This is a genomic window from Thermobifida alba, from assembly GCF_023208015.1.
In the GTDB taxonomy this organism is placed as follows: domain Bacteria; phylum Actinomycetota; class Actinomycetes; order Streptosporangiales; family Streptosporangiaceae; genus Thermobifida; species Thermobifida alba.
On record NZ_CP051627.1, the window covers coordinates 36,111 to 50,639 of the forward strand.

A 14,529-nucleotide genomic window follows, 5' to 3' on the forward strand; every position below is an offset into this window, starting at 1 on the left:
CAGCAGCAACCGGTCGCCGTCGCGGACGAACCGGTGGTGGGCGGTGCGGCGGCGCCCGTCCAGCGTCCACACCCCGCAGTGGGCGTCCCGCCAGGAGATCTCCAGCAGGACCAGCGGTGTGCCCGCCGCGTCGCCGAGCACGACGGCGTACGGCTCGCCGCGCGAGTCGCGCTCCCGGGCCGTGGCCGGACTGATCGGGCCGACGATCGAGGCGGTCGACGCGGACCAGCCCGCGCAGTAGGCGACCTGCGAGAAGAGGGGGAGTGCATGCGGTTCGCTCCTGGGACGCGGGGCGAACGGCGGCGGCACTGGAGCGGTAGCCGGCGACAGCCGAACGGAAGCCCGCGCACCGGGAGCCGGAGAAGAACCGGGGCGGTGGGGACAGCGGCCCCCGTCCCGCACCCCCGATCCGCCCGGAAATCCCGTTGAGCCGCCAACCGCGGTTCTGGAACGCTCACCGGGTGAGCAACGAAACGGAACGCGACACTTCCCTGGTGCTGCGACGGCACGGACGGCTGGCACCCCCCGTCGAAGGCGACGTGCTGGTCTCCGCCGACCTCGGACCGCAGGGGACGATGGTCGCGCTGTGGGCCCGCCCCGAGGACCGGGAGGCGCTGTTCGGCCGGACCCGCGGCAGCGGCGGGGCCTCCTTCCCCGACCCCCGGACGGCACGGCCGGTCGAAGTGCGTGTCGCCGAGTACGCGCCCCGGATGCAGCGGGTCGTGACGCTGCGGGAGCTGCGGATCGGCTTCCCGAGCGTGCAGCCGCTGCCCGACGGCCGCCTCCTGGTCGTGGGGGCACGGTGCCGCAGACGCGGCGGCGACCCCGAGCACAACGCCGCCGTCCACGACCCCGACGGCACCCCGGTCCGCACCGGTGTCCTGGGCGACGGCATCGAACACGTGCGCACCACCACCGCGGGGGACGTCTGGGTCGGCTACTTCGACGAGGGCGTGTTCGGCAACCTGGGATGGGACGACCCGATCGGCGCGCCCGGCCTGGTCCGCTTCGACGCCGACCTGCGGCAGACCTGGCGGTACGAACCCCCCGAGGAAGCGGGGTTCATCGCCGACTGCTACGCGCTGAACGTCACCGACACCGAGACGTGGACCTGCTACTACGACGCTTTCCCGGTGGTGCGGATCCGCGACGGCCGGGCGGAGGCGTGGCCCGCGGGCGTGCCCGCGCAGGCCCTCGCGGTGCACGGCGACCGCGTCGCCCTGGTCGGGGGTTACGACACCGACCACAACCGGGTCGTGTTCCTGGAACGGTCCGCCGGGAAGGCGGCCACCACCGGCACCGGCCGGGTCCGCCTCCCCGACGGGAGCCCCGCCCCGGCACAGACCCGGTTCACCGGCCACGGCGCCGAACTGCACGCCCTGTGCGGAACCGACTGGTACCGGGCCGACCTGGAAACCCGGTGAGGCCGCGGCGGGATTCGGGCCGCCCCTAATCCCGCCCGTTCCGGGAAACCGGTCACACCCGACCGTGCGCGTCGCCATCATCGAGGCGGTGCCGGCAGCGCAGGAGGGTGCGTGCGATCCCCGCAATCCGCAAAAGAACCGACAACCCCGGCCACCGGGGCGGCGACCGGGCTGGAACTGCCCGAACTGGTCGAACCCGAGTGGTACCGCTACGACCGGCAGGTCCTCCACACCGGGTGGGCGCGCATGATCGGGCAGCTCCCCGGACTCGTGGGCAGAGCGCTGGCCCTGGCGTGGCGGGCCTCACCCGGCAACACCGCGGCCACCCTCGCCCTCAACCTCGCCGCCGGGGTCTTCACCGCGGTCGCGCTGGTCGCCACCGCGGGGGTGCTCGACGAACTCTTCGCCGCCGGCCCCACCCCCGACCGGGTGTACGCCGCAGTGCCCGCGCTGGTGCTGGTCGCCTCCGCGACCGTGCTGCGCGGAGCCCTGTCCGCGGCCGCCGGATGGGCGCAGGCGCGCCTGGAACCGCACGTGGAACAGGCCGCCGAGACCCGCCTGATGGAACTGGCCACCGCCGTGCAGGTGCTGGCCTTCGACGACAACGACTTCCACGACCGCATGTTCCGCGCCTCGGTGCGCGGCGCCGGCGAGACCAAACGCCTCGTCACCTTCACCGTCGACATCCTCACCGGGGCCATCGGCATCTGCGCCGCCGCCGGGGTGCTGGGCGTGCTGCACCCCGTCCTGCTCCCGCTGCTGCTGCTCACCGTGCTGCCCGAGGGGTGGGCGGCGGCCCGCGCGGCCCGCATGCGCTACACCTGGCTGATGGCGATCACCGACGCCCGGCGCCGCAAGGGCATGCTCGACGACCTCATGACGGCCCGCGACACCTGCGCCGAGGTCCGCTCCTTCACCATGCGCGAACCCCTGCTGGCCGAGTTCGCCGCGATCGCCGGACACGAACGCGACGTGCAGCTGAACCTGGCCCGCCGCCAGGCCCTGGTGCGGCTGTTCGGCGACGGCGCGGGCGGCGCCGCCACCGCGCTGACCTACGTCGTCCTGGGGTTGCTGCTGGTCAACGGGGTGATGCCGCTGGCGGTGGCGGGCACCGCGGTCCTCGCCATCCGCACCGGCCGCTCCGAGCTGGCCGTCACCCTGCGGGCGGTCAACAACACCTACGAGTCCGGCCTGTACTTCCGCGACTACCTGGACTTCTGCGAACACGCCCAGCGGTGGCTGCCGCCGCCCCCGCGACGGCCCGCCCCCGCCGGCTTCGACCGGATCACCGTGGACGACGCCACCTTCACCTACCCCGGCAAGGACCGGCCCGCCCTCGCCGGGGTGAGCCTGCACCTGGACCGCGGCGAGACGATCGCGCTGGTCGGCGAGAACGGCTCCGGCAAGACCACCCTGTCCAAACTGCTCGCCGGGCTCTACCAGCCCGAGCGGGGCAGGGTGCGCTGGGACGGCACCGACCTGGCCGAGGTCGACACGCACGCGCTGCGCGAACGCATCGCGGTGGTCGCGCAGGACCACACGCACTGGCCGCTGTCGGCCCGCCGCAACGTCACCATGAGCAGCCCCGACGACGAGCGGCGGCTGGGGGACGCCGCCCGCCTCTCCGGAGCCGACGAGGTCGTCGCGGAACTCGCGTACGGCTGGGACACCCTGCTGGACCGCCGTTTCGCCGCGGGCCAGGAGCTGTCCGGCGGGCAGTGGCAGCGGATGGCCGCCGCCCGCGGCTTCTACCGCGACGCGCCCCTGCTCGTCTGCGACGAACCCACCGCCGCGCTGGACGCCCGCGCCGAGCACCGGCTGTTCGAGTCGATCCACGAACACGCCCGGCGCACCGGCAGCGCGGTCGTGCTGATCACCCACCGCCTCGCCAGCGTGCGCATGGCCGACCGCATCTACGTGCTCGACCGGGGCCGCATCGTGGCCCACGGCACCCACGAGCAGCTCATGGACGCCGGAGGGCTCTACGCCGAGCTGTACACGCTCCAGGCCTCCGCCTACCGGAGCGTCCCGGCCGCGCAGGACGACGGGCTGCGCTCGGCCTGACCGGACGACGACAGCGCGGAGGCGACCAGGCAGTCCAGCATCGCCAGCATCTTCGGGCAGGTCAGAAAGTCGTCGGCGGTGCACTCCAGGGTGTGCTCCACCAGCGAGCGGGCCAGCTGCAACTGGGCGATCTTGGCGTCCAGCGCGGCCAGGTGGTCGGTCAGCAGCGCGCGGCGTGCCGCGCCGTCGGGCGCGGTGAGCAGCTCCCGCATCTGCTCCAGGCTGAACCCGGCGTCCTTGCCGCGCAGGATCAACGCGACCCGGGCCAGGTGGTCGGGCGTGTAGCGGCGGCGCCCGTTGACCCGCCGGGCCGGATGCAGCAGCCCCACCGACTCCCAGTGCCGCAGCACGTGCGGCGCCAGCCCGAACCGTTCGGCGAGCTGTCCGATGGACAGCTCCACGACGCTTGACTTCATGTTGACATTAACTTCCACACTGGGGGCAGACGTCAACCACGGGCACGAGAAGACGGTGGTCCAGCGATGAGTGAGCAGACCAGGAAAGTCCGGCAGGACCGGGCGGTCGACAGCACCCGGCGGTTCTGGGACCGCAGAGCCGCCGGCTACGACAACGGCGCGCGCCTGGAACGGCGCCTCCTCGGCGACACCCGGCAGTGGCTGTGCGGCCAGGCCCGCGGCCGGGTGCTGGAGGTGGCCGTGGGCACCGGCCGCAACCTCGCCCACTACCCCGACAGCGTGACCGAGGTGGTCGGCATCGACCTGAGCCCCGGCATGCTGGCCCGGGCCCGCATCGCCGCCGCCCGGGTCGGCTTCCCCGTCGACCTGCGCGAGGGCGACGCCAGGCACCTGCCCTTCCCCGACGCCGACTTCGACACCGTGGTGTGCTCCCTGGCGCTGTGCGAGATCCCGGGCCAGGCCGCCGCCCTCGCCGAGATGCGCCGCGTGCTGCGCCCCGGCGGACGGCTGCTGCTGGTCGACCACGTCGAGTACACCCGCGCCCCGTTCCGCTGGATCGAACCGGTACGGGCCCGGCGGCGCGGCACCGACCCCCGCCGCCGCCCCGTGGACGTCGCCCGGGACCAGGGGTTCGTGGTCGACCGGCTCGAACCCCTGGCGCTCGGCTTCTTCGACCGGGTGGTCGCGCACCGGCCGTGAGCCGCCGGCGCCGGCGGGCCGCCCCGCGCCCGCCCGCCGGCGCCGCGGCCGTCAGCGCGTGAAGGTGTAGGGGGTGAGGTACTCGGGGACGAGGACCTCGGTGCCCGGGCTGGCCGCGCGCACCGCGTCGGCGAACTCCGCCACCGTGACCGCCATCGTCGGGTCCTGCTGCGGCGGGTTGGCCAGCGGCACCTCGAAGTTGTCCCAGTGCACCGGCACCACCGTGCGCGGATGGTCCAGCGCCTCCAGCAGCCGGGGAACGTAGTCGTGGGTCCTGGTGGTCGCGGGCACCGCCAGCATCGCCACGTCCGGGGACAGCCCCGACAGGTTCCGCGACACGAAGTCGCTGGCGCCCATGAAGAACAGCGACGGCCCGCCCTGCACCGTCACCTGGAAGTCGAGCGTGTCCCCCTCCGGCAGGTCCGCGATGGTCCTCGGCCGCTTCCGCGGCGGCTCCAGCCGCACCCCCGGAAACGGCATCGAGTAGTTGTTGTTGCGGCTGTGCAGCGACGCCACCACCTCCACCGTGTAGTCCCCGAAGTCCAGCACCTCACCGCCCTTGACCGGGCTGAGCTGCGCCTGCGGCACGTCCATGGCCAGCGCCAGGTTGTTCGTGGTGGCGGTGCCCACCACGCGCGCCCCGGTGGCCGCCGCGATGTGCGGCACGTCGTTGAAGTGGTCCCAGTGCGAGTGCGTCACCAGCACCGTCTCCGCGCCCCCGGTGTGCTCGTCGACGACGGCGGCGTCCACGGTCAGCCTCGTCGCCGAGTCGAAACCGCGGCCGTCGAACAGGCCCGTGGAGTAGCGGCTGAGGTAGGGGTCGACCAGCAGCAGCCGGTCCCCGATCCGCACCCGCCACCCCGAGGTGCCCAGCCACTCGCAGACCGCGCTCGCGCCCCGCCCGCTCCCCGGCGCGGCGGCCGGCGCGGCGGCCGGGGAGGCGGCAGCCGCGGCCGCCGGGGCGGTGGCGGCGTGCGCGGCGGCGGAGCCCAGCAGGGAGGCGAACGCGGTCCCCGCGCCCGCCGCACGCAGAAAACCACGCCGGTCGAATCCGGTGTCGGACATGTCGTCCCTCTCCTTCGGTGTCGGGAAGGTCACCGCGAGGAACCCAACCACCCCGGATCCGGCCGCGTCCAAGACCGGACACCGGCACCACCGATACCCGTCCGCCTATCACCCCAGGACCGGACCGGTCCCCTCCCCGCCGCAGGGGGCGGAAAAATCTTCGCCGCGCAGCGCGTCCACGGCCGTGCGCGCCGCCCGCCCCACGGTCAGGTCCACGTCCAGGCGCCGCAGGTCGAGCCGGCGCGACCGGGCGAACACCGCGAGCGCGTACCGCCCCCCGTCCGGGTACTCCACCACCCCGCACTCCATGTGCAGGCTCGGCAGGGTCCCGGTCTTCGCCGACACCCGCACCGCCTCGTCGAAACCGGAGGCGATCCGGGTCCAGAAGATCTGCCGGGACATGAGGGCGCGCACCATCGCGCACGCCTCGGCCGGACCGGCCTCGTCCTCCCAGACCAGGGTGAGCAGCCGGGTCAACTCCCGGGGCGTGCTGGACGTGGTGTGCGCCGGGTCCAGCACCCGCATCGCCCGCACCCGCTCCGGCGGCAGGGCCGGGAAGAGCCGCGCGAACTCGGCGTCGTCGCGGGCGCCCACGTCCGCGAACATCGTCTCCAGCACCTGGCGGGGACCGCCCACGATCCGGGTGCGCGCCAACCCCAGCTCCGCGGCCAGCAACTGCACCGTGTCCAGCCCGATCCGGCGCAGCAGCAGGTCGGCCGCGGTGTTGTCGCTGACCGACATCATGAAGTACGCCAGGTCGCGCAGGGACAGTTCGGCGTCGTCGACGCACCCGGCGGTGCCCCACCCGCCCAGCCGGTCCGCGCGGGTCACCACCACCCGCTCGGCGGGGTCGACCTGCCCGGCCACGACCTGGCGGGCGAACTCCAGCAGGACCAGGACCTTGAACATCGACGCGATGACCACCTGGTCGTCGGCGCGCAGGCCGACCTCCGCCCCGGTGGCGAGGTCCACGGCGTGCAGGCGCCCCTCCACCCCGACCCGGTCGAACAGGGCGGCGATCCGTTCGTGCGTCTCCACGGCGTCGACGCTAGCGGACCGCCGCCCCTATCGTGATCATGCCGCCGCGGCCGCACCCCGGCGGCGGAACCGGACGACCGCGGACGCGACGACACGGAGGGAGACGGGGTGAACCTGGCACGGCACCTGCGCCACTTCGTCGCCGTGGCCGAGGAGATGCACTTCGGCCGGGCCGCCGAGGCGCTCGGCATGGCCCAGCCGCCGCTGAGCCAGTCCATCCGGCGCCTGGAGGAGGAACTGGGCGTCACCCTGTTCGACCGGTCGCGCCGCCGGATCCGGCTCACCACCGCCGGAACCCACCTGCTCGCCGAGGCCCGGGAACTGCTCGCCCGCGAGGAACGGCTGCGCACCGTCATGCGCCGGGTCCGCGACGGCGAACTCGGCACGCTGCGCCTGGGCGTGCCGCCCGGCACCCCGGCCACGGCACTGCACGCCCTGCTCGCCGCCGTCGCCGAACGCATCCCCGACCTGCGCGTGGAACCCGCCGAACTGACCACCGCCGAACAGGTCCGGCGGCTCGCCGACGCCGAACTGGACGTGGGCGTCGTGCAGCACCCCGTCGACGCCGACGGCCTGCGCCTCGGCCCGGTGGCGCGCACCCCGCTGGGCGTGGTGCTGCCGCGCCCCTCCCCGCTGGCGCGGCGCCGCGAACTCGCCCTCGCCGACCTGGCCGGCCACGACCTGGTGGCCCTGCCCCGGAGCGCGGCGCCCGCCTGGCACGACCACCTCCTCGACGTGTGCCGCGACCACGGCTACACCCCCCGGCGGGTGCGCACCGCCACCACCCTGGAATTCCTGTTCGCCCTGGTGCTGGCCGGACAGGGGGTGGCGGTCACGACGCAGACCGCCGCCCGCCGGGAACCGCGCGTGACCTGGCGGCCCCTCGCCGGCACCCCCCTGCACCACCGCGTCTCCGCGGCCTGGCCCGCCGCGTCACCGCACCCGGCCGCGCCGCGCCTCGCCGAACCGGTCGCCGCGGCCATGGCCGAGGACCCGCACACCTCCCCGGTCACCCCCACCGAGACCGCACCCCTGCCGTGGACGGTGGTGTACACGCCGCCCACCCTCCCCTGACCGGGGAACCGCCGCGCTTTCGGGCGTGGCGCGTCCGGTCTGTCGGTGCGCGCTGCTTCACTGGGGGCGACCCAGCCCCGCACCGACAGAAACACGGTCACATGAGCATCAACGAACACCTCACCGAATTCGCCGGACTGCCCGTCGTGGAGTTCCTCTCCCCCGAGATCGAAGGGGAGCGGCTGCTCAACGCCCAGTACCGTGCCCGACGCGCCGGCCAGCCGATCCCCGACCGGCTGGAACCGGACGAGAGGTACGCGGCGGCGCTCGCCGCCCCCGACACGGCGGCGTGGCGGCTGCGCGTGGTGGTCGACGCGGAGGAACCGTTCGGACAGCACCTCGCGCGGTTCCTGGCCGAGGTCGACACCGCGAAGGTCACCGCGCTGATCGTCGGCTGCTGGGGGGAGAGCTACGAGGACACCGCACAGGAGCCGCGTGACCTGCTGATCGCGCAGGCCGACCGGTTCCCGGCGCTGCGGTCGCTGTTCCTCGGCGAGTTCGTCATGGAGGAGGCGGAGATCTCCTGGATCCGGCAGACCGACGTGACCCCGCTGCTCGCCGCCTTTCCCCGCCTGGAGGAGTTCGTGGTGCGCGGCGGCAGCGGCCTGGAGTTCCCCGCGATCCGGCACGGGGCGCTGCGCAGGCTCACCGTGCAGACCGGCGGCCTGCCCCGGGGGCCGGTCGCGGGGATCACGGCCTCGGAGCTGCCCGCGCTGGAGCACCTGGAGCTGTGGTTCGGCGTCGAGGACTACGGCGGCACCACCACCGTGGACGACCTGGCCCCGCTGCTCGCCGGGGAACGGTTCCCCGCGCTGCGCAGCCTGGGGCTGCGCAACTCGCCGTGGGGCGACGACCTGGTGCGCGCCCTGGCCGGGGCGCCCGTGCTGGAGCGGGTGCGCGTCCTCGACCTGTCCGGCAACGTGCTCACCGACGCGGGCGGAGAGGTGCTGGCCACCGCTCCCGCCTTCCGCACCCTGGACCGCCTCGTCATCCGCTACCACTTCCTCACCGAGGCGATGGAGGAGCGGCTGCGCGCGGCCCTGCCCGGAGTCGACCTCCACCTGAGCGAACGCCAGGAACCCGAGGTCTACAAGGACCGGACCTACTACTACCCGGAGGTCACCGAGTAGCCGACCGGAGACTGTCGGCCCCGGCTGGTACCCGTGGTGTCTCCCGAATCCCGAGACTGGAGCACGCCATGGCCATCCACGAGCACCTCACCGAGTTCGCCGGACTGCCCGTCGTCGACTACACACCCGGCTGCTTCGACGACAGGGACGCCCGGATCCGCGCCGCGTTCGCCGACCCGGGCACGGCGGCCTGGCGGCTGCGGGCCTGGTACGCGGAGCAGAAGACGTTCGCCGCGTACGTCTCGGACTTCACCGACCAGGTCGACGCCGCCCGCGTCACCGCGCTGATCATGGGCGAGTGGCTCGGCCGGGGAGGACCGGCGGACAGCGGGGCCGACGGGGTCCGCGACCTGCTGATCGCGCAGGCCGACCGGTTCCCCGCGCTGCGTGCCCTGTTCCTCGGCGAGTTCACCGCCGAGGAGTTCGAGATCTCCTGGATCCAGCAGTGCGACGTGACCCCGCTGCTCGCCGCCTTTCCCCGCCTGGAGGAGTTCGTGGTGCGCGGCGGCGACGGCCTGGAGTTCCCCGCGATCCGGCACGAGGCGCTGCGCAGGCTCACCGTGCAGACCGGCGGCCTGCCCCGGAGGCCGGTCGCGGGGATCACGGCCTCGGACCTGCCCGCGCTGGAACACCTGGAGCTGTGGTTCGGCGTCGAGGGCTACGGCCGCAGCACCGAGGTCGACGACCTGGACCGGCTGCTGTCGGGCGGAGCGTTTCCGCGGTTGCGGTCGTTGGGGCTGCGCAACGCCGAGCACACCGACGACCTGGTGCGCGCGCTGGCCGAGGCGCCGCTGCTGGACCGGCTGGAGGTGCTGGACCTGTCGCTGGGCACCCTCTCCGATGCCGGGGCCGAGGTGATCGCCCAAACCCCGGCGTTCCGGCGGCTGCGCCGCCTCGACCTGCACCACCACTACCTGTCCGAGGAGGGCCAGGCGCGGCTGCGCGCCGCCCTGCCCGGAGTCGACCTCGACCTGGACGACCGCCGGGAACCGGACGAGTTCGACCCCGCGGACGACGACCCGGAGTACTTCCGCCACGGCTACCCCGCGGTCACCGAGTAGCCGACCCGGCCGGCGCCGCCCGGCCCGCCGGGATCACCGCTCGTCGTCGGGCACCTCCAGCACGACCCCGCCCCGCGCACATCCCCGCTCCACGTGGACGTGGGCCGCCGCGGCCTCGGGAAGCCGGAACACCCGGTCCACGGCGACCCGCAACTCCCCGGACCGCAGCAGGCCGGCGACCCGCTCCAACTGCCGCCCCTCGGGATGGACCACCACGGTGCGCGCCACGACACCGCGCCCCCGGAACCGGTCGACGCCGGCCGCGGCCACGGACACGAAGACCCCTCCCGGCCGCAGCAGCGACACCAGCGCGTCCCCGGCGTCCCCGGAGGCGTCCACCACGACGTCGAAGGACCGTCCCGTCTCCGCCGCGAGGTCCGCCGAACGGTCCACGACCTGGTACGCGCCCAGACCCTTCACGAAGGAGTGCGCACCGGACGGAGCGACTCCCGCCACCTCGGCGCCGGCCCACCGGGCCAACTGCACGGCCAGGTGCCCGACCCCGCCGGCGGCCGCGGTGACCAGGACCCGCTGGCCCGCGCCCACCTGCGCGGCGGAGAACAGCGCCTGCCAGGCGGTCAGAGCCGCCGTCGGCGCACCCCCCGCCTCCCGGAACGCGACCCCCTCCGGCAGCGCGGCCACCTCGTTCACGTGCGCCACCGCGTACTCCGCGTAGGCACCCGCGAGCCCCGGGAACGCGAGCAGGCCGAACACCCGGTCGCCGACGGCGAAACCGTGCACGCCGGGGCCCGTCGCGGTCACCGTGCCGGCGACGTCCCACCCCAGTACGGCGGGGAACCGGGAGATCCGCACCTCGCCGCGGCCCCGGCGGGTCACGCAGTCGACGGGGCCCACCCCCGCGGCCCGCACCCCGACCTGGACCTCGCCCGGGCCGGGGACGGGCCGGGGCAGCCGGGTGAGGCGGAGCACCTCCGGGCCGCCGAAAGAGTCGATCACCACGGCCCTCATGTCAGGACGGGACATGCCACTCCCCACAGCGTCGGGCGGCGACAGCCGCGCACGGAACGTCGTCACGGTCCCCGCCCGCGGCGGCACCCCCGGCGGTGCGCGCCCGGAAACCGGCACGTCACCGCTCCGCCGAACAGGGACCGACAGCCAGTCTTCTCGCGCACACCCCGAAGATCAACGCTGCTCCGCCGGACACGGCGGACCGATGCGTCGTGCGGACGGCTCCCGCGGCCCGGCCTACCCCGCCGGCGTCCGCCCGGCCGCCTCGGGCTGTCGGCCCCGCCTGTTACCACTGTTGTGCCCGGTCCCCGATCCTGGAGCCAGCCTTGGCCATCTACGAGCACCTCACCGAGTTCGCCGGACTGCCCGTCGTCGAGTTCCCCTCCCCCGACCCGGCGGTCCTCCGCGACGCCCTCGCCGCTCCGGAGACGGTCGCGTGGCGGCTGCACACCCTTCCCCACGAGGACGAGGCGACGTTCGAGGAGATCCTCGTGTCCTTCCTCGACGAGGTGGACGCCGCGGAGGTCACCGCGCTGATCGTCGGCTGCTGGGGGGAGAGCTACGAGGACACCGCACAGGAGCCGCGTGACCTGCTGATCGCGCAGGCCGACCGGTTCCCGGCGCTGCGGTCGCTGTTCTTCGGCGAGTTCGTCGTGGAGGAGGCGGAGATCTCCTGGATCCAGCAGTGCGACGTGGCCCCGCTGCTGGCGGCGTTCCCCCGCCTGGAGGAGTTCGTGGTGCGCGGCGGCGACGGCCTGGAGTTCCCCGCCACCCGGCACGGGGCGCTGCGCAGGCTCACCGTGCAGACCGGCGGCCTGCCGCGCGAGGTCACCACCGGTGTCCTCGCCTCGGAGCTGCCCGCGCTGGAGCACCTGGAACTGTGGTTCGGGATCGACTGGTACGGCGGCACCACGGAAGTGTCCGACCTCGCCCCCCTCCTGGAGGGGGAGGGCGTCCCGAACCTGCGCAGTCTGGGGCTGCGCAACTCGCCGTGGGGCGACGACCTGGTGCGCGCCCTGGCCGGGGCGCCCGTGCTGGAGCGGGTGCGCGTCCTCGACCTGTCCAGTAACGTGCTCACCGACGCGGGCGGAGAGGTGCTGGCCACCGCTCCCGCCTTCCGCACCCTGGAGCGCCTCGTCATCCGCTACCACTTCCTCACCGAGGCGATGGAGGAGCGGCTGCGCGCGGCCCTGCCCGGGGTCGACCTCCACCTGAGCGAACGCGAGGAACCCGACCACGACGTCGACGACGACGGCACCGAGATCCTCGTCTACTACCCCGAAGTCACCGAATGAGCAGCGTTCCCCTCGCCGTCGTCGCCGTTCCCGGCAGCCGCAGACTGCGCCTGTTCACCGACGCGGTGCGCGCCGCCGGACGGCCCGACCCGGTCCTGCTGCCCTGGCCGGAACTGGCGGCCGGGCAGGTGCGGGTGCCGCCCGGCGCGCTGGTGCGCGTCGACTCCCCCGGGGAGGACGCCGAGACGGCGCGGCTGCTCAGCGGCCTCGACCACGCGCCCGACCCCTACCGGGTGGAGGGCAGCGCGGCCTTCCACGCGGGCCTGCGCGCCGCACTGGACCGGCTCGCCGCGACCGTGGCCGCAACCCCCGGCGCCCGGCTCCTCCAGGACGTGGGCGACCTCGCCGTCATGTGCGACAAGCGGCGCTGCCACGCCCGGCTCGACGCCGCCGGGGTGCCGGTGCCGCCCGCCCTGCGCGGCCCGGTCGACACCTACGCCGACCTGCGGGCGCGCATGGCCGAACGCGGCTGGAGCCGGGTGTTCGTCAAACCCGTGCACGGCTCCTCCGCCTCCGGGGTGGTGGCGCTCGCCGCCCGACCGGACCGGGTGCACGCGGTCACCTCCGCCGACCTGGTGCGCACCGGCACCGGAGTGGAGCTGTACAACAGCCTCCGCATCCGCACCTACACCGACGAGGCGGACGTGGCGGCCCTCGTCGACACGCTGTGCGCCGACGGCGTGCACGTGGAACGGTGGCTGCCGAAGGCGGGACTGCACGACCGCACCATCGACCTGCGGGTGCTGGTCGTGGCGGGCCGCGCCACCCACGTGGTGGTGCGCGCCGCGAAGTCGCCCATGACCAACCTGCACCTGGGCAACGCCCGCGGCGACCTCGCCGCGCTGCGCGACCGCATGGGCGAGGCCGCCTGGCGCAGCGCGATGCGCACCGCCGAGGCCGCCGCCGCGTGCTTCCCGCGCACCCTGCACGCCGGGGTCGACCTGCTGCTCAGTCCCGGCTGGCGCAGCAGCGCGGTGTGCGAGGTCAACGCGTTCGGCGACCTGCTGCCCGGCGTCCTGCACGAAGGCCGCGACAGCTACGCCGAACAGCTCGACGCGGTGTTCTCGGGACGGTTCACCCCGCCCCCGCCCGCCACACCGCACCGGGCGCGGCCCGACACGGCGGGAACCGGAGAGGGGACGGCGGTGAGAGCGGACTGATCCACGCCCCACCCCGTCCGGGGGCAGGCCACCCCCTCACCGAGGAACCGCGAGAAGAAGTCTGTTCGTTGTCAAGCCCCCGCGGCAAGCGGGCCCGCGGCCACTGTGGACAACTCCGCGGGAACCACGCCCCGAGGCCGCGCCGAGCGGGCACGGCCGGGGAACGGGGCCCGGAAGCAGCCGGCCCGCGCCGCACCGGGACCCGGAGGCGGGAGGCGGCCGTCCCCGCCCCGCCCGCACCACCGGAAAACCACCAGACCGGCCCTTCCGGGCCGCCCGAACCCCGCACGGAGCAGCCGATGGACACCCGACCCGACATGAACGAGGTGGTCGGCACCCACGACATCCTGCTGGTCACCCTCGACACGCTCCGCTACGACGTGGCGGCGCGCCTGCTCGCCGAGGGACGCACCCCCAACCTGGCCGCGGTGCTGCCCGACGGCGGCTGGGAGCGGCGGCACGCCCCCGCGAGCTTCACCTACGCCTCCCACCTGGCGATGCTCGCCGGGTTCCTGCCCACGCCCGCCGAGCCGGGCCCCCACCCCCGGCTGTTCGCGGCGGGTTTCCCCGGCAGCGCCACCACCGACGAGCGCACCTGGACCTTCGACGCCCCCGACCTGCCCACCGCGCTCGCCGGCGTCGGCTACCACACCGCGTGCGTGGGCGGCACCGGCTTCTTCAACCGGCTCTCCGCGCTCGGCTCGGTGCTGCCCGACCTGTTCGCCGAAAGCCACTGGGAGCCCTCCTTCGGCGTCACCGACCCCGCCTCCTTCGAGCACCAGGTGGCGCGCGCGGTCGACGTCATCGCGGCCACCCCCGCCGAGCAGCCGCTGTTCCTGCTGGTGAACGTGTCCGCGCTGCACCAGCCCAACTGGTTCCACCTGCCCGGGGCCACCCGCGACGACGGCGACTCGCCGGCCAGCCACGCCGCCGCACTCGAATACGTCGACCGGCACATCCCCGCCCTGTTCGAGGCGGCCGCCTCCCGCCGCCCCTGCTTCACCATCGTCTGCTCCGACCACGGCACCGCCTACGGTGAGGACGGCTACACCGGCCACCGCCTCGGCCACGAGACCGTGTGGACGGTTCCCTACGCGCACTTCGTCCTGCGGCGCTGACCGCGCGACCACCCTC

General features: G+C 74.5%; 14 protein-coding genes. 10 read left to right on the forward strand and 4 right to left on the reverse strand.

Annotated elements, in window-relative coordinates:
* Positions 1 to 43 precede the first annotated feature (43 nt).
* The 3 genes from FOF52_RS00140 to FOF52_RS00150 all read left to right on the forward strand — a co-directional run bounded on the left by FOF52_RS00140 (position 44) and on the right by FOF52_RS00150 (position 3,488).
* On the forward strand, positions 44 to 241 hold the full coding sequence (locus FOF52_RS00140) for a hypothetical protein (RefSeq protein WP_248591790.1): 198 nt from the start codon (positions 44 to 46) through the stop codon (positions 239 to 241).
* A gap of 220 nt (positions 242 to 461) precedes the next feature.
* Positions 462 to 1,424: a hypothetical protein gene (locus FOF52_RS00145; RefSeq protein ID WP_248591791.1), complete on the forward strand. Its 963-nt coding sequence runs from the start codon at positions 462 to 464 to the stop codon at positions 1,422 to 1,424.
* Between the two features lie 111 nt (positions 1,425 to 1,535).
* Positions 1,536 to 3,488, forward strand: a complete 1,953-nt coding sequence (locus tag FOF52_RS00150; RefSeq protein WP_341849704.1) for an ABC transporter ATP-binding protein — start codon at positions 1,536 to 1,538, stop codon at positions 3,486 to 3,488.
* Here the strand turns inward: FOF52_RS00150 and FOF52_RS00155 are convergent.
* Positions 3,440 to 3,904, reverse strand: coding sequence for a helix-turn-helix domain-containing protein (locus FOF52_RS00155; protein WP_248591792.1), 465 nt, complete (start codon positions 3,902 to 3,904; stop codon positions 3,440 to 3,442). The genes FOF52_RS00150 and FOF52_RS00155 overlap by 49 nt on opposite strands.
* A gap of 66 nt (positions 3,905 to 3,970) precedes the next feature.
* On the opposite strand from FOF52_RS00155, the gene FOF52_RS00160 reads away from it, so the two are divergent.
* Positions 3,971 to 4,603 (forward strand): class I SAM-dependent methyltransferase, encoded by a 633-nt coding sequence (locus tag FOF52_RS00160; RefSeq protein ID WP_248591793.1) that lies wholly within the window; start codon positions 3,971 to 3,973, stop codon positions 4,601 to 4,603.
* A gap of 51 nt (positions 4,604 to 4,654) precedes the next feature.
* Here the strand turns inward: FOF52_RS00160 and FOF52_RS00165 are convergent, their stop codons facing one another.
* Both FOF52_RS00165 and FOF52_RS00170 read right to left on the reverse strand, forming a co-directional pair.
* A complete protein-coding gene (locus tag FOF52_RS00165; protein WP_248591794.1) occupies positions 4,655 to 5,668 on the reverse strand; it encodes an MBL fold metallo-hydrolase in 1,014 nt (337 codons plus the stop codon).
* Positions 5,669 to 5,776: 108 nt separating this feature from the next.
* Entirely contained in the window at positions 5,777 to 6,706 is a 930-nt protein-coding gene (locus FOF52_RS00170; RefSeq protein ID WP_248591795.1) for a serine hydrolase, read from the reverse strand.
* A 108-nt stretch (positions 6,707 to 6,814) separates the two neighbouring features.
* Here FOF52_RS00170 and FOF52_RS00175 point away from each other — a divergent pair, with 108 nt between their 5' ends.
* The 3 genes from FOF52_RS00175 to FOF52_RS00185 all read left to right on the forward strand — a co-directional run bounded on the left by FOF52_RS00175 (position 6,815) and on the right by FOF52_RS00185 (position 9,971).
* Positions 6,815 to 7,780 (forward strand): LysR family transcriptional regulator, encoded by a 966-nt coding sequence (locus tag FOF52_RS00175; protein WP_248591796.1) that lies wholly within the window; start codon positions 6,815 to 6,817, stop codon positions 7,778 to 7,780.
* 101 nt (positions 7,781 to 7,881) lie between these two features.
* On the forward strand, positions 7,882 to 8,910 hold the full coding sequence (locus FOF52_RS00180) for an STM4015 family protein (protein ID WP_248591797.1): 1,029 nt from the start codon (positions 7,882 to 7,884) through the stop codon (positions 8,908 to 8,910).
* A 68-nt stretch (positions 8,911 to 8,978) separates the two neighbouring features.
* Positions 8,979 to 9,971, forward strand: a complete 993-nt coding sequence (locus tag FOF52_RS00185) for an STM4015 family protein (protein WP_248591798.1) — start codon at positions 8,979 to 8,981, stop codon at positions 9,969 to 9,971.
* A 33-nt stretch (positions 9,972 to 10,004) separates the two neighbouring features.
* Here the strand turns inward: FOF52_RS00185 and FOF52_RS00190 are convergent, their stop codons facing one another.
* On the reverse strand, positions 10,005 to 10,955 hold the full coding sequence (locus FOF52_RS00190) for an NADP-dependent oxidoreductase (protein WP_248591799.1): 951 nt from the start codon (positions 10,953 to 10,955) through the stop codon (positions 10,005 to 10,007).
* A gap of 311 nt (positions 10,956 to 11,266) precedes the next feature.
* Between FOF52_RS00190 and FOF52_RS00195 the strand changes: the two genes are divergently transcribed.
* The 3 genes from FOF52_RS00195 (at position 11,267) to FOF52_RS00205 (ending at position 14,513) form a co-directional block, all read left to right on the forward strand.
* Positions 11,267 to 12,235, forward strand: a complete 969-nt coding sequence (locus FOF52_RS00195; RefSeq protein ID WP_248591800.1) for an STM4015 family protein — start codon at positions 11,267 to 11,269, stop codon at positions 12,233 to 12,235.
* Positions 12,232 to 13,395, forward strand: coding sequence for an STM4014 family protein (locus tag FOF52_RS00200; protein ID WP_248591801.1), 1,164 nt, complete (start codon positions 12,232 to 12,234; stop codon positions 13,393 to 13,395). The genes FOF52_RS00195 and FOF52_RS00200 overlap by 4 nt, the downstream gene beginning before the upstream one ends.
* Positions 13,396 to 13,694: 299 nt before the next feature.
* Positions 13,695 to 14,513 carry an STM4013/SEN3800 family hydrolase gene (locus tag FOF52_RS00205; RefSeq protein ID WP_248591802.1) on the forward strand — a complete coding sequence of 273 codons (819 nt, stop codon included), beginning with the start codon at positions 13,695 to 13,697 and terminating at the stop codon, positions 14,511 to 14,513.
* Positions 14,514 to 14,529: the final 16 nt, after the last annotated feature.